The sequence below is a fragment of the Caulobacter ginsengisoli genome, from assembly GCF_030814835.1.
Taxonomy (GTDB): Bacteria; Pseudomonadota; Alphaproteobacteria; order Caulobacterales; family Caulobacteraceae; genus Caulobacter; species Caulobacter ginsengisoli.
This window is the reverse complement of record NZ_JAUSVS010000001.1, coordinates 212,116-229,196: the sequence shown is the minus strand read 5'-3', so window position 1 is coordinate 229,196 and position 17,081 is coordinate 212,116. Positions and strand designations below refer to the sequence as shown.

Here is a 17,081-nt window from a genome sequence, read left to right as displayed (position 1 = left end):
AACCTCCAAACGCGGGGGTTCGCCGATGGACGCACAGCTCAGCCTGCCGACCGACGGCGTCGCCGAGATGGGCTGGCGGCCGGCCCAACCCGAGCCCTCTCCTCACGCCGGCCACCGCGAGCGGCTGCGCGACCGGGCCGAGGCCGGCGGCCTGACCGCCCTGCCCGACTATGAACTGCTCGAACTCTACCTGTTCCGCAGCATCCCGCGCGGCGATGTCAAACCCACCGCCAAGGCCCTGCTGGCCCGGTTCGGCTCTCTGGAAGCGGCGCTGGGGGCCTCGATCGCCGAGCTGATGACCGTCAAGGGCGTTGGCCGCGGCGTCGCCACCGATCTGAAGCTGCTGCAGGAAGCCACGCTGCGTATCGGCCGCCAGACGGTGCGCAAACGGACGGTCATCTCCTCCTGGAACGCCCTCCTGGCCTATGTCCGCGTCGCCCTGGCCAATGAGCCGCGCGAGCAGTTCCGGGTGCTGTTCCTCGACAAGAAGAACCAGTTGATCGCCGACGAGATCCAGAACCAGGGCACGGTCGACCACGCCCCGGTCTATCCGCGCGAGGTGATGCGGCGGGCGCTGGAGTTGTCGGCCAGCAACCTGATCCTGGTCCACAACCACCCCAGCGGCGACCCTACCCCCTCGGGCGCCGACATCGACATGACCCGCCAGATCGTCGACGCCGGCCGCACCCTGAAGATCGGCGTGCACGACCATCTGGTCGTCGGCCGCGAGGGCGTGGCCAGTTTCAAGGCGCTGGGTCTATTCTGAATGAACGTCAGCGGGGTCGACCTCTTCCTGGCCCGCGCCGGCGCCATCGGCGGCTCGCTCTACCGGGAATTTCCGCCGGCGGGGGACCTGCGGGAATTCGTCGCCTGCACCTGGGTCAGCATCGTGCGCCGGGCCGCCGGCGCGGGCGCCGTCAACGCCATCCTGCCCGATGGCTGCGCCGACATCATGGTGTATGACGACCATCCGCCGCGGGTCGCCGGTCCCGACGCCGTCACCCGCTGGACCCAGGTCCAGGACGGGCTGACGATCACCGCCATCCGGCTGCGGCCCGGCGCCTGCCGCGCCGTCCTGGGCTGTCCGGCCGAGCGGCTGGTGGGGGGCAGCCTGTTGCTGGCCGACATCGCGCCGGGGGCCAGAACCCTGCACCGCCAACTTCTGGCGTCTGGCAGTCTGCCCGGCCGGCTGGAGCTGCTGGAAGCCTGGGTCCGCGGCGCCCTCCACGGCGCCAGCGACGCCGACCGGGCGGTGATCGCCGCCTGCCGCCAGCTGGGACCCGAGTCCATCCTGCCGATCGGCGAGGTCGCGCGGCGGCTGGACTGGAACGTCCGCACTCTGCACCGCCAGTTCCTCGGGGCCTGCGGCTACGGGCCCAAGCACCTGCAGCGGATCATGCGCCTCAATGGCGCCATCCGGGCGGCCCAGGGGATGGCGGCCCCGCGGCTGGGCGATCTGGCCGCCGCCGCTGGCTATGCCGACCAGGCGCATATGACACGCGACTTCCGCGATATCGCCGGACTGACCCCGGCCGCCTATTTCTCCGACCCCGCCCAGTCCGGCTGGGGCGCCTGGCTGGACGAGTGGTAGGCCGGCGTCTGTCCGATTTGTTCAAGACGCCGACGCTGGCGCCCGCTAGCTCTGGCGACAACAGAACGAGGAACCCGATGCCGCAAATCGCAGGCGTGAACGTCGCCTTCGTCGCGGGCTTTGGCCCGCTGGTGAAGGATCCCAAGGCCAGCAAGGCCTTCTACCTCGAGGCGCTGGGCCTGCCGCTGGAGGAAATGGCGGACAACCCCGACTACTGCCATTCGGAGAAGCTCGACGGCGTGCGCCACTTCGCCCTCTGGCCGCTGGCCCAGGCCGCGCAGTCCTGCTTCGGGTTGGACGCCTGGCCGGCCGACACGCCCGAGCCGCATTCCTGGCTGGAATTCGATGTCGATGACGTCGCTGCCGCCGGCGAGGCCTTGAAGGCCCGCGGCTACAGGCTGCTGGTCGAGGCGCGCGAGGAGCCCTGGGGCCAGACCGTCGCCCGCCTCCTCAGCCCGGAAGGCATACTGGTCGGCCTGACCTATACGCCCTGGCTGCGCTGATCCCGGACAGACGCCTGGGCTCCTCGCCGCCGCCCCGGCCGAATACAGCGAGTGATTGAAACAACCTCAAGGTTGCTTCGAGGGCGCCATGTCATCAGCGAGATTGTTCGCCAGCGCCAATCAACCCATCACATGACGGCGCCCGGCGAGCCTGCAGCCCCCGCGTGCTCGACAAGGCCTATCGAAGCGGTCAGGTTTCCTTCGAGACCGTCCGGGAGCCGCGATCATGATGCTGACCATCCTGCTGGCCGCCGCGGCCATCGTCTGGCCCAAGGACGTCGAGGCCTATCGCGGCAATGTCGAAGGCTGCATCCACTGGGCTGGCGAGCCCGGCTGGGACGCCGAGCGCGAGCGGCAGATCAACGCGGCCGTCAAACAGACCTGCGGCGCGGCCAAGCGGGACTATCCCCGGCTGCTGCGCAAATACGCCAGGTCACCCAAGGTCCTGGCCGAGATCAAGGCCATCAAGGCTGAACTGACGGACGCGGGGCTCTAGCGGCCACCGGCCACCACTTCGCCGCCACTCGCCAGCCCAGCAGCAACGCCACGATAGCCCCGTAGATCAGCGGCGGGCGGTGGTCGGCCTTGACCAGCAGATAGTAGTGGGTGACCCCCAGCGGGACGATCAGGTAGATCAGGCTGTGGATCCGCCGCCAGGTTTTCGGTCCGATCTTGCGGATAGCGGCGTTGAACGAGGTCAGCGCCAACGGCAGCAGCAGGGTGAAGCCCAGCATGCCGATGGTGATGTAGGGCCGCTTGACGATGTCCTTCCAGATGGCGTGCCAGTCGAAATACTGGTCGATGCCGATATAGGTCGACAGGTGGGTGAGGATGTAGCCGAAGGCGAACAGCCCCACCGGCCGCCGGAAACGGATGAAGCGCGGCTTCTTGAAGATGCGCGCCAGCGGGGTGATGCACAGGCCGGCGATCAGCAGCCTCAGACCCCAGACGCCCAGCTGGCGGATCAGGGTCTCGATGGGGTTGGCGCCCAGGTCGCCCTGCACGGTCCGCCAGACCAGCCAGGCGGCGGGAGCGAGACAGAGCAGCAGGACCAGGACGTAGTTCAGGCGCTCAAGCCAGGTGCGGCCCATCAATAGTATTTCCGCAGATCCATCCCGGCATACATCGGCGCCACCTGCCGGGCATAGCCGTTGAACATCACCGTGGGCCGGCGCTTGAACTCGCCGATCCGCCGCTCGGTCGCCTGGGACCAGCGCGGATGGTCCACCTCGGGATTGACGTTGGAATAGAAGCCGTATTCGCCGGGCGCCGAGACGTTCCAGGCGGTGCGCGGCTGGGTGGCCTGCAGCTTGATGCGGACGATCGATTTGATCGACTTGAAGCCGTATTTCCACGGCACGACCAGCCGGATCGGCGCGCCGTTCTGGTTGGGCAGCGTCTCGCCATACAGGCCCGTGGCCAGCAGGGTCAGAGGGTTCATCGCCTCGTCGATGCGCAGGCCCTCGCGATAGGGCCATTCCAGCACCGCCCGCCGCTGGCCCGGCATCTCCGCGGGGCGGTAGAGGGTCTCGAAGGCCACATACTTCGCCTTCGAGGTCGGTCCCACCCGCGACAGCAGGGTCGAGAGCGGAAAGCCCACCCAGGGAATGATCATCGACCAGCCCTCGACGCAGCGGTGGCGATAGATGCGCTCCTCCGGCGGAGCCAGGCGCAGCAGGGTGTCGATGTCGTAGGTCCCGGGCTTGGCGCATTCGCCTTCGACGACCACGGTCCAGGGCCGGGTCTTCAGTGAGCCGGCGTTGCGGGCGGGGTCATCCTTGTCGACGCCGAACTCGTAGTAGTTGTTGTAGGTGGTGATGTCCTCGCGAGGCGTGGGCTTCTCGGGGGTCGAATAGACGCTCTTGCGGCCCGGCAGCGGCGCCGCTTCGGCCAGCGCCGGCAGGCCCAGCCCCAGCGCCGCCCCGGCGATGAACTCGCGCCGGCGCAGGTACAGCCCCTTGGGCGTCACATCGTTCTCGGTCAGGTCGGCGGCGTCGCGGATCAGCATCTTGGACTCTCTGGCGTTGCCCCGCCCAGTCTACGCCCGGGCGGGCCGCATGGTTCAACGGTCCATGTCGGCGGGACATTCGCCGGGGCGGCCGACAAGGTTACTTCAGCGCGTCGGCTTCCCATTCCAGGAACTCCGGCTGCTCCAGCAACCGCGCGCCATAGGCCGCCGCCGGGCCGGGGTCGCCATAGTCGCCCAGATGGACGCCATAGCTGCGGAACCGCGTCGCGACGGGGGTGTAGAAGGCGTCGGCGATGCTCCATTCGCCCAGCAGGAACGGGCCGCCGTACTGGCCCAGCAGGCTGTTCCAGCGGGCGACGATCTTGCGGATATCCTTGCCCGTCGCTTCCGACAGCGGCGGCTGGCTGCGCAGGCCAAGGTCCATCGGGCACTCGCCCCGCAGCGAGGCGAACCCCGAATGCATCTCGGCGGCGACCGAGCGGCCAATGGCCCGGCGGGCGGGGTCGGCCGGCCACAGGCCCGGCGCCTGTTCGGCCAGGTATTCGCAGATGGCCAGCGAATCCCAGACGGTCAGGTCGCCGTCCTTCAGCACCGGCACCAGGTTGGACGGCGAATGGCGGGCGATCTCGGCTTCCGAGGTCTCCAGCTCACGCAGCGGCACCAGGGTTTCGGTGAACGGCAGGCCGGCCCGCCTGGCCGCCAGCCAGGGCCGTAGCGACCAGGTCGACCAGGTCTTGGTGCCGATGACGAGTTCCATGGCGATCTCCTCAGATTGGTTGGCGTTCGGCCAAGCGCGCTCTAGGCTGGCCGCAATAACCAGAAGAACGCTCGAAGGAAACGTCCGATGACCGAGGCCATTGTGCCCGAACCGCCCGTCGCGGCGGCCAGCCCGTCCGTCACCGATGCGCTTCACCCCATCAGCACGGCCTATCGGCGCTACGCTCTGACCCTCCTGGTCGTGGTCTATTCGCTGAACTTCCTGGACCGCCAGATCGTCAACATCCTGGCCGAGTCCATCAAGGAAGAGCTGCATCTGCAGGACTGGCAGATCGGCATGATGCAGGGCCTGGCCTTCGCCATCTTCTACACCACCCTGGGCATCCCCATCGCCCGGCTGGCCGAGCGCGGTAACCGGCCGTGGATCATCGGCACGGCCATCGCCGCCTGGAGCGGCTTCACCATGCTGTGCGGCCTGTCGACCAACTTCATCCAGCTGGTCCTGGCCCGCATCGGGGTCAGCATCGGCGAGGCCGGCTGCAGTCCGCCCTCGCACAGCCTGATCGCCGACTACACCCCCCGCGAGAAGCGCTCCTCGGCCCTGGCCATCTATTCGCTGGGCACCCCGATCGGCTCGCTCCTGGGCATGGCGCTGGGCGGGGTGATCGCCGATCTCTGGGGCTGGCGGGCCGCCTTCCTGATCGCCGGAGCGCCGGGAATCGTGGTGGCGCTGATCGCCGCCTTCACCCTGATCGAGCCGCGCAACAGGCTGAAGGCCGACCTGGCGGCCCGCCAGGCGGCCGGGCCCAGCATCATGGACGCCGTGCGCGAGCTGTCGACCAAGAAGACCTTCTGGCTGATGGCCTTCGCCGCCAGCCTGCTGGCCTTCCAGGGCTATGCCAGCAACGCCTTCATCGGCTCGTTCTATTTCCGTAACCACACCGCCGAACTGGCCGGCCTGGCCGCCGACTTCGGCATGAAGCCCAAGGGCTTCCTGGGCCTGGCCCTGGGCCTGATCGGCGGGACGGCCGGGGTGTTCGGCACCTGGTTCGGCGGCATGCTGGCCGACCGGCTGGGCAGGCGCGACCTGCGCTGGCACGTCACCATGCCGGCCATCGCCACCTCGATCGCCATCCCCTTCTACATCCTGGGCATCATGCACCCCAGTGGCACGGCGGCCCTGTTCCTGCTGACCATCCCGACCCTGTGCAACACCATGTGGTACGGCCCCATCTATGGCAGCGTGCAGAGCCTGGTAAAGCCCGAGACCCGCACCACGGCGGCGGCGCTCATCCTGTTCATCATCAATATCATCGGCCTGGGCGGCGGGCCGACCTTCCTGGGCTGGCTGTCGGACTTCATGGCCAAGACCGGCGGCCTGGGCGTCGCGGAAGGTTTGCGAGCAGCGATGATCATCAACGCGTTCACCCTGCTGGGTTCGGTGGGCCTGTTCCTGTGGGCCCGGCGGACGATCCGCGAAGAGATGGTCAGCTAGATTACCCATGGCGGCCCGGCGGGCGATCCGTCTACATTGGTTAAAACGAGCGTTCGGGGAGAACACGCCACATGACTGACGCCACCGCGCCGGGGGCCGCCAAGCCGCTATTTTCCACCGGCTACAAGAGCGTGGTCCTGTCGCTGTTGCTGGCGGCCTACACCTTCAACTTCATCGACCGCACGATCCTGGCCACCATCGGCCCGCAGATCGCTGAACAGCTGAAGCTGGACAACACCCAGCTGGGCCTGCTGGGCGGGCTGTATTTCGCCCTGCTCTACACGATCCTGGGCATCCCCGTGGCGCGGCTGGCCGAGCGGTTCAGCCGGGTGAAGATCATCTCCATTTCGCTTGTGGTCTGGTCGGGCTTCACGGCCCTCAGCGGTTTTGCGAACAATTTCGTGCAGCTGGCCCTCTGCCGGTTCGGGGTCGGCATCGGCGAGGCGGGTTGCTCGCCCGCATCCCACTCGCTGATCTCCGACTATTTCGAACCCCGCAAGCGCGCCACGGCCCTGTCGATCTATTCGTTCGGCATTCCGTTGGGCAGCATGTTCGGCGCCGTGGCTGGCGGCTGGCTGGCGCAGGAATTCGGCTGGCGGGTCGCCTTCATGGTGGTCGGCCTGCCCGGCCTGATCCTGGGCGTCATCGTCTGGCTGGTCATGCGCGAGCCGCCGCGCGGCCACTCGGAAATGCCCGAACACCCGGTCCTGGCCGAGGACGTCACCCCCGCCGCGCCGCCGGAACGGCTGGGCTTCGTCAAGGGCATGCTGCACGAGTTCGCCGAACTCTTGAGCGTCGCCAAGACGCTGTTCACCAAATGGCCGGTGGTCAACATGGTGCTGGGCGTGACCATCGCCTCGTTCGGCTCCTACGGCTCGGGCGCCTTCGTGCCGCGCTATTTCCTGACCGCCTTCGGCAAGGGCTATGGCGAAAGCGAGTGGACCTGGCTGCAGGTGTTCTCCACCCCGGCCGGCCATTTCGCCCTGGGCCTGGCGGCGGTGGGGCTGATCACCGGCCTGGTCGGGGGCTTCTCCTCGGGCATCGGCACCCTGCTGGGCGGCCTGGCCAGCGATCGCCTCGGCAAGCGCAATCCGGTCTGGTACTCGCTGGTGCCGGCCTTCGGCCTGATGATCGCCACGCCCATCTACATCGCCGCCTATATGCAGCCCGACTGGAAGGCGGCGGCCCTGATCCTGCTGATCCCGGGCGTCTTCCACTACACCTATCTGGGCCCGACCTTCGGGGTGGTGCAGAACAGCGTCGAGCCGCGCCGGCGGGCGACGGCCACGGCCCTGCTGTTCTTCTTCCTGAACCTGATCGCGCTCGGCGGCGGCCCGCCCTTCACCGGCTGGCTGATCGACGTCCTGAGCCAGTACAACTTCAACCACGGCGGCGGCCAGGGCGTGCTGTCTTCTCTGGCAGGAGCTTTCGGCGGCGGCGACGTTGGCGCCAGCTTTAACACCGCCTGTCCGGGCGGCATCGCGCCCAAGGGCTCGGGCGCCGACCTGGTGTCGGCCTGCTCGGCGACCCTGGCCAACTCGGCCCGGCAGGGGATCATCCTGTCGATCTGCTTCTACCTGTGGGCCTCGCTACACTACTTCCTGGGCGCCATCGGCCTGGCCAAGCACATGCGTGAGCGGGGCGAGGCGCAGAAGGCGTAAGGCTCCGCCCCCGGCGGGGGCGGACGGCCGCCCCGAGGCGCGCATGCAGCGCGCCCGTGGGCAGCCAGGTGAGGGTGTCGGAGGCCGTGCGGTGACAACAGCCGAGTTTCCCCGGCCGTTGTGCTTGGCTCCTGGCCCACAGGTTTTCAGATAATCACAACTGACCGCCGCACGGCCCTGAAACCCTCACCGGACCGCGCTCTGGCGCGGTCGTCCTCCCCCGCCGGGGGAGGAGTAGCCCTACATCTTCAGCCGCAGCGGCCCCAGATAGTCCCGCTTGCCCAGCGGCACGCCCTTCGACCGCAGGATGTCGTAGGCCGTGGTGGCGTGGAAATGGAAGTTGGGCAGCGAGAAGGACAGGATGAAGTTCTCGGCGGTGAACGGCAGCTTGAACGTTCCCAGGGCGAAGGTGACGTCCTTGCCGGCCAGGGCGTTGATGTCGTCGGCCTTCAGCGCCTTGAGGCTCTCGATGGTGTCGGCGACCAGCTTCTGCAGCGCCACATAGTCCAGCTCTCCCACCGCGCCCGGCGGGCCGAACTCGCCGGCCTGCACGCCCTTGAGGGCGTTCAGCGAATGGTGGCAGACCGAGACGATCTGGAAGCGGAAGGGCAGCATGTCGCCGTGCAGCCGGGTCTCGACGATCTCGGCCGGGTCGATGCCGTTGTCCTGGCAGTGCGAGAGGCCCCTCCCCAGGAAGCCCGACACGGCGGTCAGAGTCTGAAGGTAGTTGCCGACGCTCAGATCATACAGCGAAGTGCCCATGGTCTTTTCCCCGTCCTTTTGAAAAACTCACCCTGACCGATAACCGCCAAACGCCGGTCTGTCACCCGCCTTTCCCCAGTCCCTTCCTTGACATCGGGGCGTGACGGCGCGAAGCGGGCGCCATGATCCCTCGCTATGCCCGACCCGAGGCGGCCGACCTGTGGTCGCCGCAGACCCGCTACCGCATCTGGTTCGAGATCGAGGCCCATGCGGCCGACGCCATGGCCGAACTGGGGGTGATCCCCAAGGCGGCGGCCGAAGCGATCTGGGCCGGCGGCAAGGACGCGATCTGGGACGCCGATCGGATCGACGAGATCGAGCGGACCACCCGGCACGACGTCCTCGCCTTCCTGACCCACGTGGCCGAGGTGGTGGGGCCGGAAGCGCGCTTCCTGCACCAGGGCCTGACCAGCAGCGACGTGCTGGACACCTGCCTGGCCGTCCAGCTCAGCCGCGCCGCCGACATGCTGATCGAGGACGTCGACCTGCTCATGGCCGCCATCAAGCGGCGGGCGATCGAGCACAAATACACCCCCACCGTCGGTCGCAGCCATGGCATCCATGCTGAGCCGACCACCTTCGGCCTCAAGCTAGCCGGCCACTACGCCGAGTTCCAGCGGGCCAAGGAGCGGCTGGCCATGGCCCGCTTCGAGGTGGCGACCTGCGCCATCTCCGGCTCGGTGGGCACCTTCGCCAACGTCGATCCCCGCGTCGAGGCCCATGTCGCCGAGAAGCTGGGCCTGGCCGTCGAGCCGGTCTCCAGCCAGGTCATCCCGCGCGACCGCCACGCCGCCTTCTTCGCGGCCCTGGCCGTAACGGCCTCCTCGATCGAACGGCTGGCCATCGAGATCCGCCATCTGCAGCGCACCGAGGTGCTGGAAGCCGAGGAGCCGTTCGAGGTCGGCCAGAAGGGCTCCAGCAGCATGCCCCACAAGCGCAACCCGATCCTGACCGAGAACCTCACCGGCCTGGCCCGGCTGGTCCGCTCGGCGGTGGTCCCGGCCCTGGAGAACGTCGCCCTCTGGCATGAGCGCGACATCAGCCACTCCTCGGTCGAGCGCGGCATCGCTCCCGACGCCACCGTCCATCTGGACTTCGCCCTGCGCCGGGCCGCCAGCCTGATGGAGCGGCTGGTCGTCTATCCCGACAATATGCTCAAGAACCTCGACCGCCTGGGCGGGCTGGTCCATTCGCAGCGGGTGATGCTGGGCCTGACCCAGAAGAACATCTCCCGCGAGGACGCCTACGCCGCCGTGCAGGGCAATGCGATGAAGGTCTGGCGGGGCGAGGGCCGGTTCCTGGAACTGCTGAAGGCCGACCCGGTCGTGTCGAAAGCGATGACCGACGCCGAACTCGAGGCGCTGTTCGACCTGGGCTACCACTTCAAGCATGTCGACACGATCTTCGCCCGGGTGTTCGGCGAAGGCGCGTGACCCGCAAGGCCGGCCTGCCGCCGGTCGCGGGGCCGGACGCGCGGCTGCTGATCCTGGGCAGCCTGCCGGGCGACGCGTCGCTGGCGGCGGCGCAGTATTACGGGCATCCGCAGAACGCCTTCTGGCGGCTGATCGGGGCGGTGCTGGACGAGGATCTGGTTCCCCTGCCCTACGAGGCCCGGCTGGAACGGCTGCGCCAGCGCAGGGTGGCGCTGTGGGACGTGATCGGCGCGGCGCATCGCGTCGGCAGCCTCGACACCGCCATCAAGAATCACGAGGCCAATGACCTTGCGGGATTGATCGCGCGGCTGCCCGAACTGCAGATGGTCGGCTTTAACGGCGGTACAGCGGCGAAACTCGGCCGCAAGGCGCTGGGCGAGACGCCGCTGCGGCTGATCGACCTGCCGTCATCGAGCCCGGCCTTCACCAGGCCGTTCGCGGAGAAACTGGCGGTTTGGAAGCTCTTGAGGGAAGGGCTGGAGCCCTAGTTCCCCGCCTTGATCTGCTCGCGCGCCACGGCCAGCAGCTCGTCCATCTTCATCCGCACTTCGCCCTCGGTCGCGGCGACGCCGGAGCCCTTCAGGTCGCCGAACACCTTGCGCAGCACGTCGTCGTCGCCGGGCTGTTCGAAGTCGGACTTGATCACCGCCCGGATATATTCGTCCGGCGTTTCCAGCCCCATCAGGCCGGCGGCCCACTCGGCCAGCATGCGGTTGCGGCGGGCGGTGGCCTTGAAGTCCTGTTCCTCGTCCAGGGCGAACTTGCGCTCGAAGCCCTTTTCGCGATCGTCGAAGCTGGTCATGTATCTCTCTAGCGGCGGTAGCCGCGGGGTTGATAGCCTGCCCGGCGGTTCCGGGCAATCATGCTGCGACGCAATATCCCCAGCCCGTTGTTTGCGCCGGGGGGCCGCTTCCGCTATTTTCGCGCTTGACCAACATCCAAGCGGCCGTGAGTCGGACACGCGCGCTGGCCACCACGCCGCGCGCTTTTTTGTTTCCCGGCCCGCCCCCCGACTCCGCGTGAGCGAGGAGAACGCATGACCACCCGCCGCAAGAAGATCTACGAAGGCAAGGCCAAGATCCTCTACGAAGGCCCCGAGCCCGGCACCCTGATCCAGTATTTCAAGGACGACGCCACCGCCTTCAACGCCCAGAAGAAGGCGGTTCTCGAAGGCAAGGGGGTCATCAACAACCGCATCAGCGAGTTCGTGATGACCAGGCTGGGGGCCATCGGCATCCCCACCCACTTCATCAAGCGGCTGAACCTGCGTGAGCAGCTGATCAAGGAGGTCGAGATCGTCCCCCTGGAGGTCATCTGCCGCAACATCGCCGCCGGCAGCCTCTCCACGCGCCTGGGCCTGGAGGAAGGTTCGGCCCTGCCCCGCTCGATCATCGAGTTCTGCTACAAGGACGACAAGCTGGGCGACCCCCTCGTCGCCGAGGAGCACATCACCGCGTTCAACTGGGCCTCGACCCAGGAGATCGACGACATCATGGCCATGACCCTGCGCATCAACGACTTCCTGTGCGGGATGTTCGGCGGGGTGGGCATCACGCTGGTGGACTTCAAGATCGAGTTCGGCCGGGTCTGGGAAAACGACTACAGCCGCATCATCCTGGCCGACGAGATCAGCCCCGACAGCTGCCGCCTGTGGGACACCGCCACCAAGACAAAGCTGGATAAGGACCGCTTCCGCCGCGACATGGGCGATGTGATCGAGTCCTATGCCGAGGTGGCCCGCCGGCTGGGCATCATGAAAGAGATGCCGACGGTGATTCAGGGCGGGCTGCACTAGCTCGCCTTGGCGCGGCGGGGTGAATCCTATAACGCCACAGCCAACCCCACACCGCCGCGAGACCCGCCCATGAAGGCCACCGTGCAGATCTTCCTCAAGCCCGGCGTGCTGGACGTGCAGGGCAAGGCGGTCGAGGCCTCGCTGCACGGCCTGGGCTGGCCGGGGGTCCGGGAGGTGCGGGTCGGCCGCACCATCACCTTCGACCTGGACGGCGCCGACAAGGCCGCCGCCGAAGCCGAGGTCAAGGCCATGTGCGACAAGCTGCTGGCCAACAATGTGATCGAGACCTACCGGGTCGAGGTGGAATGATTTACCAACTCCAGCAATGACGATCATATTCGCGGCTGATCTGGCAGTACCATTTCTGGTTGACGGCAGTCATGTCGCAGAAGATTTCGTGAATTTATCTCGGTCAACCCGGGCTCTTTGCGATTTCTTGATCTTACACGACAAAATTGTAATCCCGATAGAAGACTTTACAGTACTAAGAACGATTACGCGATCTATTGGCGCAGACAATCTTATTCTTCTATTGAAAAATGATCGAGTTAGATTTGTAAGAACCATTGGCACGCTTGCTCTAAGTTGGGGAGATAGCGGGGCTGGGTTGATGACAATACACGACGCCCAACGCCGCGTTGCCGCGTACGCGCCAATGGAAGCGTCAATTCAACAGTCTATTCACTCACTTGAACTGCCTTACGCAACTTCATCTAAGCTCTCTCATATAGTCGCGGAACGCACCAAAGAGATTCAAACTTTGGATCTTCTTTCTGAGATTAGATCCGCTACATACGCAGATTTTGAAAAAACCTTGATGTGGCGCGATGAGTTTAGAACTCAATACCCCGACCTACTCAAGATGCCAGGCGACCCCAGAAACGTCCAAATCTACGGTCCAAACACGCCTCCCTCTCGATCCGCAGCGACAACTCTACTGGCTTTGGCCCGGTCTAATCTGGAGATGTATCTCTCATCTAGGGAATACGCTGATGCCCTGAGCACAACTTGCCCAATTGGCGATTCCGTATCCCTCAAGTTGGCAAACTCGGCCGTCGATCTAACTAAGAGCGGGCTTCAAAATTTGATCAATTTGGCAGGTGTCGCTGACCTGACGCCTGACGTGATGAGTGACTCGAAGATCGCCCGCAAATTTATCGAGGTCACCTGCAGTCCAGAAGCCGTTCAATTCCGCGAATGGTTTAAGAGTCAAATAGTCACAAATCCAGAGGAGTATACCCAACGGTATATGGATATAATTCATAAAATTTCTCCGCTTGAGCGACCCATGACCAAGATTATCCGATTTTTTATTTTTCAATCTCTTGGATTTATACCGATAATTGGGAACGTTACTAGCGCATTTGATACTTTTGTTTTGGATAAACTGGTTGAGGGAAATTCTCCGAAATATTTCGTTCAAAATCTTCGCAACTTTTCTGGTGCGGTGAAGATGCGGCGGATCTAGTGCTCCAATCTCATCGGCTCCATACGTCGCACCAAATGCCGATCTCGCTGCGTTGTCTTTCTGATCGCCCTGACTCACAAACGATGGTAAGCGCCCGCCCATGAAAGCCGCCGTCATCGTCTTCCCCGGCTCCAACTGCGACCGCGACTGCGCCGTCGCCATCGAGCGCTCGACCGGGGCCAGGGTCGAGATGGTCTGGCATGGCGACAGCGACCTGCCCGATGGCCTCGACCTCATCGTGCTGCCGGGCGGCTTCAGTTACGGCGACTATCTGCGCTGCGGGGCGATGGCGGCGCTGTCGCCGGTGATGGCCCCGGTCAAGGCCGCCGCCGAGCGCGGCGTGGCGGTGGTCGGCATCTGCAACGGCTTCCAGGTCCTGTGCGAGGCGCACATGCTGCCGGGCGCCCTGCTGCGCAACGCCGGGCTGAAATATGTCTGCAAGCCGGTGGCGCTGGACATCGTCAACGGCCAGACCCGTTTTACCGCCGCCTATCAGGGCCGGCGCGAGGCGGTGATGACCGTCGGCAACGGCGAGGGCAATTTCTTCGCCGATGACGCCACCCTCGACCGGCTGGAGGGCGAGGGCCAGGTGGTGTTCCGCTACCAGGACAATCCCAACGGCTCGGCCCGGGCCATCGCCGGCATCGTCAACCCGGCCGGCAACGTCCTGGGCCTGATGCCCCACCCCGACCGGGCGTTCGAGCCGGACCTGGGCTCGGCTGATGGGGCGCTGCTGTTCCAGAGCGTGCTGGCCAGCGCCTGACTTTCTAAGCGCCTGATGGGCGAATCCGGTTGGCCGTCTGGCCGCGGCGGACCAGGGTCTCGCGCCTGAGTGGGGGAGCGTGAAATGGACCTGTCGCAGTTCAACTGGAGCTATTTCGCGCTGGGCGTTTCGGCGCTTCTGCTGCTGCTCTGGTTCATGGGCCGCTCGGCGGGCAAGCCCGGCGCGGGCGGGATGCTGGTGTCCCTGCCCTTCCTGGTCGTGGCCATGCTGAACACCGCCGCCCCGGTGCGCGGGATGATCGATCCCAGCCTCACCAGCTACCAGTTCGGCATGCTCAGCGCCCCGTCCGGCTGGATGCTGGCGGCGACGGCCGGCGGCATCTTCCTGATCGCCTTGGTCGCGTCCCTGGCGGCCCTGCGTCCCGGCCGGGTGGCCGGGCTGGTGGTCGCGGTCGCGGGGCTGTTGTTCGCCACCCTGCTGGGCTGGCCCTGGCTGCAAAACGCGCTGAGCGGCAACCTGCCGCCGGTGCGGGCGGGCGGCATCGTGCTGCCGGGGATGGCGGCGGCGGGGCTGTTCTTCCTGGTGACGGTCGCGCCGTTCCTGGTCGCGGCGGTGTGGGGCCTGCGCCGGCTGGCCACGGGGCGGTAGGCGGGTCTAGGCTCCGGCCCAGCTGTTCCGGAGTCGCCCATGCTCTCGCGTCCCCTCGCCGCCCTGGCCGCGGTCCTGATCCTCTGCGGCGCCGCTTCGGCCCAAACGCCGCCCCTCACCCCCGACATCCCGCCCAAGTTCGAATGGCCCGCCGGCCAGGCCGACTACATCAAGCGCGAGGTGATGATCCCCATGCGCGACGGGGTGAAGCTCTACACGGTGCTGGTCATCCCCACTGGAGCCAAGGCCGCGCCGATGCTGCTGACCCGCACCCCCTACAACGCCAAGAAGCGGGTCGAGCGCAACCGCAGCCCCTCGATGCTGGCCACCCTGCCGCAGGGCGACGAGGTGTTCACCGCCGACGGCTATATCCGCGTCTTCCAGGACGTGCGCGGCAAGTACAAGTCACAGGGCGACTACGTGGTGACCCGTCCCCTGGTCGGGCCGCTGAACGGCTCCAAGGTCGACCACTCCACCGACGCCTGGGACACCATCGACTGGCTGGTCAAGCACACCCCTGAGTCCAACGGCAAGGTTGGGATGATCGGCTCGTCCTACGAGGGTTTCACCGTGGTGATGGCCCTGATCAACCCCCACCCGGCCCTCAAGGTCGCCGCCCCCGAAAGCCCGATGGTCGACGGCTGGATGGGCGACGACTGGTTCCAGTACGGGGCCTTCCGGCAGGTGAACCTCGACTTCTTCACCCGCCAGATGATTGCCCGGGGCGAGGGCGATCCCATCATCCGCGACGGCTATGACGATTACGAGGCCCTGCGCCGGGCCGGCTCGGCCGGGGCCTATGCCAAGGCGGCGGGGCTGGAACAGATCCCCTGGTGGAAGAAGGTCACCGAGCATCCCGCCTATGACGGCTTCTGGCAGAGCCAGGCCCTGGACCGCATCCTGGCCGCTCAGCCGCTGAAGGTGCCGACCATGTGGGTGCAGGGCATCTGGGACCAGGAGGACATGTGGGGGGCAGTCCACAGCTACGCCGCCACCGAGCCCAAGGACGGCGACAACAGCAGGAACTTCCTGGTGCTCGGCCCCTGGCGCCACAGCGGGGTCAACTATGAGGGCTCGACCCTGGGCCCGCTGAAGTTCGAGGGCGACACGGCCCTGCAGTTCCGGCGCGATGTGCTGAAACCCTTCTTCGACCAGTATCTCAAGGACGGCGCCCCCAAGGCCGCCACGCCGCCGGTGTTCTTCTACGAGACCGGGGCCAACCGCTGGGGCCGCTACGACCGCTGGCCCCTGGCCTGCGACAGCGGCTGTCCGACCGCCATGACGCCACTCTATCTGGAGGCTGACTTCGGCCTGGGCTTCCAGCCGGCGGCCGAAGGCTATGACGAATACGTCTCCGACCCGGCCAAGCCCGTCCCCTACCTGCCCCGCCCGGTGCGCTTTGCCGACGGCGACGCCTGGCGGCGCTGGCTGCTGACCGACCAGAGGTTCGTGGCCGACCGCACCGACGTCTTGGTCTACCAGACCGCCCCGCTGGGGACGGCGGTGCGCATCGCCGGCGCCCCGACGGTCAACCTCTACGCCTCGACCAGCGGCACCGACAGCGACTGGGTGGTCAAGCTGATCGACGTCTATCCCGACGAGGTTCCGTCACAGCCGGAGATGGGCGGCTACCAGCTGCCCATCGGCATCCAGATCTTCCGGGGCCGCTATCGCGACAGCTTCGAAAAACCCAGCCCCATCCCAGCCGGCCAGGTGCAGGCCTATCGCTTCGTCCTGCCCAACGCCAACCACGTCTTCCTGCCCGGTCACCGGATCATGGTGCAGATTCAGTCGACCCTGTTCCCGCTCTACGACCGCAACCCGCAGAAGTTCGTGGACAACATCTTCTTCGCCCAGCCGGCCGACTATCAGAAGGCGACGCAGCGGGTGTTCCATGGCGGGGCGCAGGGGAGCTTTATTTCGCTGCCGGTTGTGCCGCTGAAGTAAAAGCCCTTTCCCCGCCAGCGGGGGAAGGGCTTGGCCGTTCGCCGCTCAAAGAAAAAGGGCCGGATCGCTCCGGCCCTCCTTCCGTGTTGATAGGAGCGACGTCAGGCGTCGCGTTCGATGTCGGTCTGCTCGTCGCGGTCGCCCTGGTTCGCTTCGCCGCCGGGGTTGCGGCCGGCCTCGTCCAGTTCGCCTTCGCGGCGCTTGTCGCCCTGTTGCTGCTGCTGGTCGGGCGCCTGGCGCTGGGGATTGTTGGGTTGCTGCTGGGGGGTGTTGTTGTCGGCCATTCGAGCTCTCCCTTGGTTACGCGCGGCCTCCGCGAGCCGCAGGATCAGAACGGCGAGCGAGTCCGGCCGTTCCGGCGCCTGGAA

At 66.5% G+C, this 17,081-nt stretch carries 20 protein-coding genes; 14 read left to right on the top strand and 6 right to left on the bottom strand.

Annotation, left to right across the window (positions count from 1 at the left end; translation table 11 throughout):
- Positions 1-67: 67 nt before the first annotated feature.
- From radC to QO010_RS01040, 4 genes are all read left to right on the top strand, one after another.
- Positions 68-766, top strand: a complete 699-nt coding sequence (gene radC, locus QO010_RS01055) for a RadC family protein (protein ID WP_307347031.1) — start codon at positions 68-70, stop codon at positions 764-766.
- Positions 767-1,591, top strand: coding sequence for a helix-turn-helix domain-containing protein (locus QO010_RS01050; protein ID WP_307344794.1), 825 nt, complete (start codon positions 767-769; stop codon positions 1,589-1,591). It abuts the gene before it with no gap.
- 77 nt (positions 1,592-1,668) lie between these two features.
- Positions 1,669-2,094, top strand: coding sequence for a VOC family protein (locus QO010_RS01045; protein WP_307344792.1), 426 nt, complete (start codon positions 1,669-1,671; stop codon positions 2,092-2,094).
- 226 nt (positions 2,095-2,320) lie between these two features.
- Complete coding sequence (locus QO010_RS01040; protein ID WP_307344790.1) at positions 2,321-2,590, top strand: hypothetical protein; 270 nt, start codon at positions 2,321-2,323, stop codon at positions 2,588-2,590.
- Here QO010_RS01040 and msrQ read toward each other — a convergent pair.
- From msrQ to QO010_RS01025, 3 genes are all read right to left on the bottom strand, one after another.
- Positions 2,559-3,185 (bottom strand): protein-methionine-sulfoxide reductase heme-binding subunit MsrQ, encoded by a 627-nt coding sequence (gene msrQ / locus QO010_RS01035; protein WP_307344788.1) that lies wholly within the window; start codon positions 3,183-3,185, stop codon positions 2,559-2,561. The genes QO010_RS01040 and msrQ overlap by 32 nt on opposite strands.
- Entirely contained in the window at positions 3,185-4,102 is a 918-nt protein-coding gene (gene msrP / locus QO010_RS01030) for a protein-methionine-sulfoxide reductase catalytic subunit MsrP (protein ID WP_307344786.1), read from the bottom strand. The genes msrQ and msrP overlap by 1 nt, the downstream gene beginning before the upstream one ends.
- 100 nt (positions 4,103-4,202) lie before the next feature.
- Positions 4,203-4,820 carry a glutathione S-transferase family protein gene (locus QO010_RS01025; RefSeq protein ID WP_307344784.1) on the bottom strand — a complete coding sequence of 206 codons (618 nt, stop codon included), beginning with the start codon at positions 4,818-4,820 and terminating at the stop codon, positions 4,203-4,205.
- Positions 4,821-4,907: 87 nt separating this feature from the next.
- On the opposite strand from QO010_RS01025, the gene QO010_RS01020 reads away from it, so the two are divergent.
- Together QO010_RS01020 and QO010_RS01015 are read left to right on the top strand one after the other, a co-directional pair.
- Positions 4,908-6,275: a spinster family MFS transporter gene (locus tag QO010_RS01020; protein WP_307344783.1), complete on the top strand. Its 1,368-nt coding sequence runs from the start codon at positions 4,908-4,910 to the stop codon at positions 6,273-6,275.
- A 71-nt stretch (positions 6,276-6,346) separates the two neighbouring features.
- On the top strand, positions 6,347-7,936 hold the full coding sequence (locus QO010_RS01015; RefSeq protein ID WP_307344781.1) for a spinster family MFS transporter: 1,590 nt from the start codon (positions 6,347-6,349) through the stop codon (positions 7,934-7,936).
- A 240-nt stretch (positions 7,937-8,176) separates the two neighbouring features.
- On the opposite strand, the gene QO010_RS01010 is transcribed toward QO010_RS01015, so the two are convergent.
- Positions 8,177-8,698, bottom strand: coding sequence for a DUF1993 domain-containing protein (locus QO010_RS01010; RefSeq protein ID WP_307344779.1), 522 nt, complete (start codon positions 8,696-8,698; stop codon positions 8,177-8,179).
- Between the two features lie 122 nt (positions 8,699-8,820).
- On the opposite strand from QO010_RS01010, the gene purB reads away from it, so the two are divergent.
- Both purB and QO010_RS01000 read left to right on the top strand, forming a co-directional pair.
- Complete coding sequence (gene purB, locus QO010_RS01005; protein ID WP_307344777.1) at positions 8,821-10,131, top strand: adenylosuccinate lyase; 1,311 nt, start codon at positions 8,821-8,823, stop codon at positions 10,129-10,131.
- On the top strand, positions 10,128-10,619 hold the full coding sequence (locus tag QO010_RS01000) for a DNA-deoxyinosine glycosylase (protein WP_307344775.1): 492 nt from the start codon (positions 10,128-10,130) through the stop codon (positions 10,617-10,619). Before purB ends, QO010_RS01000 begins: the two co-directional genes overlap by 4 nt.
- On the opposite strand, the gene QO010_RS00995 is transcribed toward QO010_RS01000, so the two are convergent.
- Positions 10,616-10,933 carry a DUF1476 domain-containing protein gene (locus QO010_RS00995; RefSeq protein ID WP_307344773.1) on the bottom strand — a complete coding sequence of 106 codons (318 nt, stop codon included), beginning with the start codon at positions 10,931-10,933 and terminating at the stop codon, positions 10,616-10,618. The genes QO010_RS01000 and QO010_RS00995 overlap by 4 nt on opposite strands.
- Positions 10,934-11,167: 234 nt before the next feature.
- Between QO010_RS00995 and purC the strand changes: the two genes are divergently transcribed.
- The 6 genes from purC (at position 11,168) to QO010_RS00965 (ending at position 16,713) form a co-directional block, all read left to right on the top strand.
- Entirely contained in the window at positions 11,168-11,926 is a 759-nt protein-coding gene (gene purC / locus QO010_RS00990; protein ID WP_307344771.1) for a phosphoribosylaminoimidazolesuccinocarboxamide synthase, read from the top strand.
- A 69-nt stretch (positions 11,927-11,995) separates the two neighbouring features.
- On the top strand, positions 11,996-12,235 hold the full coding sequence (gene purS / locus QO010_RS00985) for a phosphoribosylformylglycinamidine synthase subunit PurS (RefSeq protein WP_307344769.1): 240 nt from the start codon (positions 11,996-11,998) through the stop codon (positions 12,233-12,235).
- Between the two features lie 16 nt (positions 12,236-12,251).
- Positions 12,252-13,394 (top strand): hypothetical protein, encoded by a 1,143-nt coding sequence (locus tag QO010_RS00980; protein ID WP_307344767.1) that lies wholly within the window; start codon positions 12,252-12,254, stop codon positions 13,392-13,394.
- Between the two features lie 100 nt (positions 13,395-13,494).
- On the top strand, positions 13,495-14,157 hold the full coding sequence (gene purQ, locus QO010_RS00975) for a phosphoribosylformylglycinamidine synthase subunit PurQ (RefSeq protein ID WP_307344765.1): 663 nt from the start codon (positions 13,495-13,497) through the stop codon (positions 14,155-14,157).
- An 84-nt stretch (positions 14,158-14,241) separates the two neighbouring features.
- Positions 14,242-14,766 (top strand): hypothetical protein, encoded by a 525-nt coding sequence (locus QO010_RS00970; RefSeq protein WP_307344762.1) that lies wholly within the window; start codon positions 14,242-14,244, stop codon positions 14,764-14,766.
- A 39-nt stretch (positions 14,767-14,805) separates the two neighbouring features.
- On the top strand, positions 14,806-16,713 hold the full coding sequence (locus QO010_RS00965) for a CocE/NonD family hydrolase (RefSeq protein WP_307344761.1): 1,908 nt from the start codon (positions 14,806-14,808) through the stop codon (positions 16,711-16,713).
- 101 nt (positions 16,714-16,814) lie between these two features.
- On the opposite strand, the gene QO010_RS00960 is transcribed toward QO010_RS00965, so the two are convergent.
- Positions 16,815-16,997 (bottom strand): hypothetical protein, encoded by a 183-nt coding sequence (locus QO010_RS00960; protein WP_307344759.1) that lies wholly within the window; start codon positions 16,995-16,997, stop codon positions 16,815-16,817.
- Between the last annotated feature and the right edge of the window lie 84 nt (positions 16,998-17,081).

Excerpts from the sequence above, each read along its gene's own strand:
- radC (WP_307347031.1), top strand. The coding sequence starts at position 68 with ATGGGCTGGCGGCCGGCCCAACCCGAGCCCTCTCCTCACGCCGGCCAC.
- QO010_RS01050 (WP_307344794.1), top strand. The coding sequence starts at position 767 with ATGAACGTCAGCGGGGTCGACCTCTTCCTGGCCCGCGCCGGCGCCATC.
- QO010_RS01045 (WP_307344792.1), top strand. The coding sequence starts at position 1,669 with ATGCCGCAAATCGCAGGCGTGAACGTCGCCTTCGTCGCGGGCTTTGGC.
- QO010_RS01040 (WP_307344790.1), top strand. The coding sequence starts at position 2,321 with ATGATGCTGACCATCCTGCTGGCCGCCGCGGCCATCGTCTGGCCCAAG.
- msrQ (WP_307344788.1), bottom strand. The coding sequence starts at position 3,185 with ATGGGCCGCACCTGGCTTGAGCGCCTGAACTACGTCCTGGTCCTGCTG.
- msrP (WP_307344786.1), bottom strand. The coding sequence starts at position 4,102 with ATGCTGATCCGCGACGCCGCCGACCTGACCGAGAACGATGTGACGCCC.
- QO010_RS01025 (WP_307344784.1), bottom strand. The coding sequence starts at position 4,820 with ATGGAACTCGTCATCGGCACCAAGACCTGGTCGACCTGGTCGCTACGG.
- QO010_RS01020 (WP_307344783.1), top strand. The coding sequence starts at position 4,908 with ATGACCGAGGCCATTGTGCCCGAACCGCCCGTCGCGGCGGCCAGCCCG.
- QO010_RS01015 (WP_307344781.1), top strand. The coding sequence starts at position 6,347 with ATGACTGACGCCACCGCGCCGGGGGCCGCCAAGCCGCTATTTTCCACC.
- QO010_RS01010 (WP_307344779.1), bottom strand. The coding sequence starts at position 8,698 with ATGGGCACTTCGCTGTATGATCTGAGCGTCGGCAACTACCTTCAGACT.
- purB (WP_307344777.1), top strand. The coding sequence starts at position 8,821 with ATGATCCCTCGCTATGCCCGACCCGAGGCGGCCGACCTGTGGTCGCCG.
- QO010_RS00995 (WP_307344773.1), bottom strand. The coding sequence starts at position 10,933 with ATGACCAGCTTCGACGATCGCGAAAAGGGCTTCGAGCGCAAGTTCGCC.
- purC (WP_307344771.1), top strand. The coding sequence starts at position 11,168 with ATGACCACCCGCCGCAAGAAGATCTACGAAGGCAAGGCCAAGATCCTC.
- purS (WP_307344769.1), top strand. The coding sequence starts at position 11,996 with ATGAAGGCCACCGTGCAGATCTTCCTCAAGCCCGGCGTGCTGGACGTG.
- QO010_RS00980 (WP_307344767.1), top strand. The coding sequence starts at position 12,252 with ATGACGATCATATTCGCGGCTGATCTGGCAGTACCATTTCTGGTTGAC.
- purQ (WP_307344765.1), top strand. The coding sequence starts at position 13,495 with ATGAAAGCCGCCGTCATCGTCTTCCCCGGCTCCAACTGCGACCGCGAC.
- QO010_RS00970 (WP_307344762.1), top strand. The coding sequence starts at position 14,242 with ATGGACCTGTCGCAGTTCAACTGGAGCTATTTCGCGCTGGGCGTTTCG.
- QO010_RS00965 (WP_307344761.1), top strand. The coding sequence starts at position 14,806 with ATGCTCTCGCGTCCCCTCGCCGCCCTGGCCGCGGTCCTGATCCTCTGC.
- QO010_RS00960 (WP_307344759.1), bottom strand. The coding sequence starts at position 16,997 with ATGGCCGACAACAACACCCCCCAGCAGCAACCCAACAATCCCCAGCGC.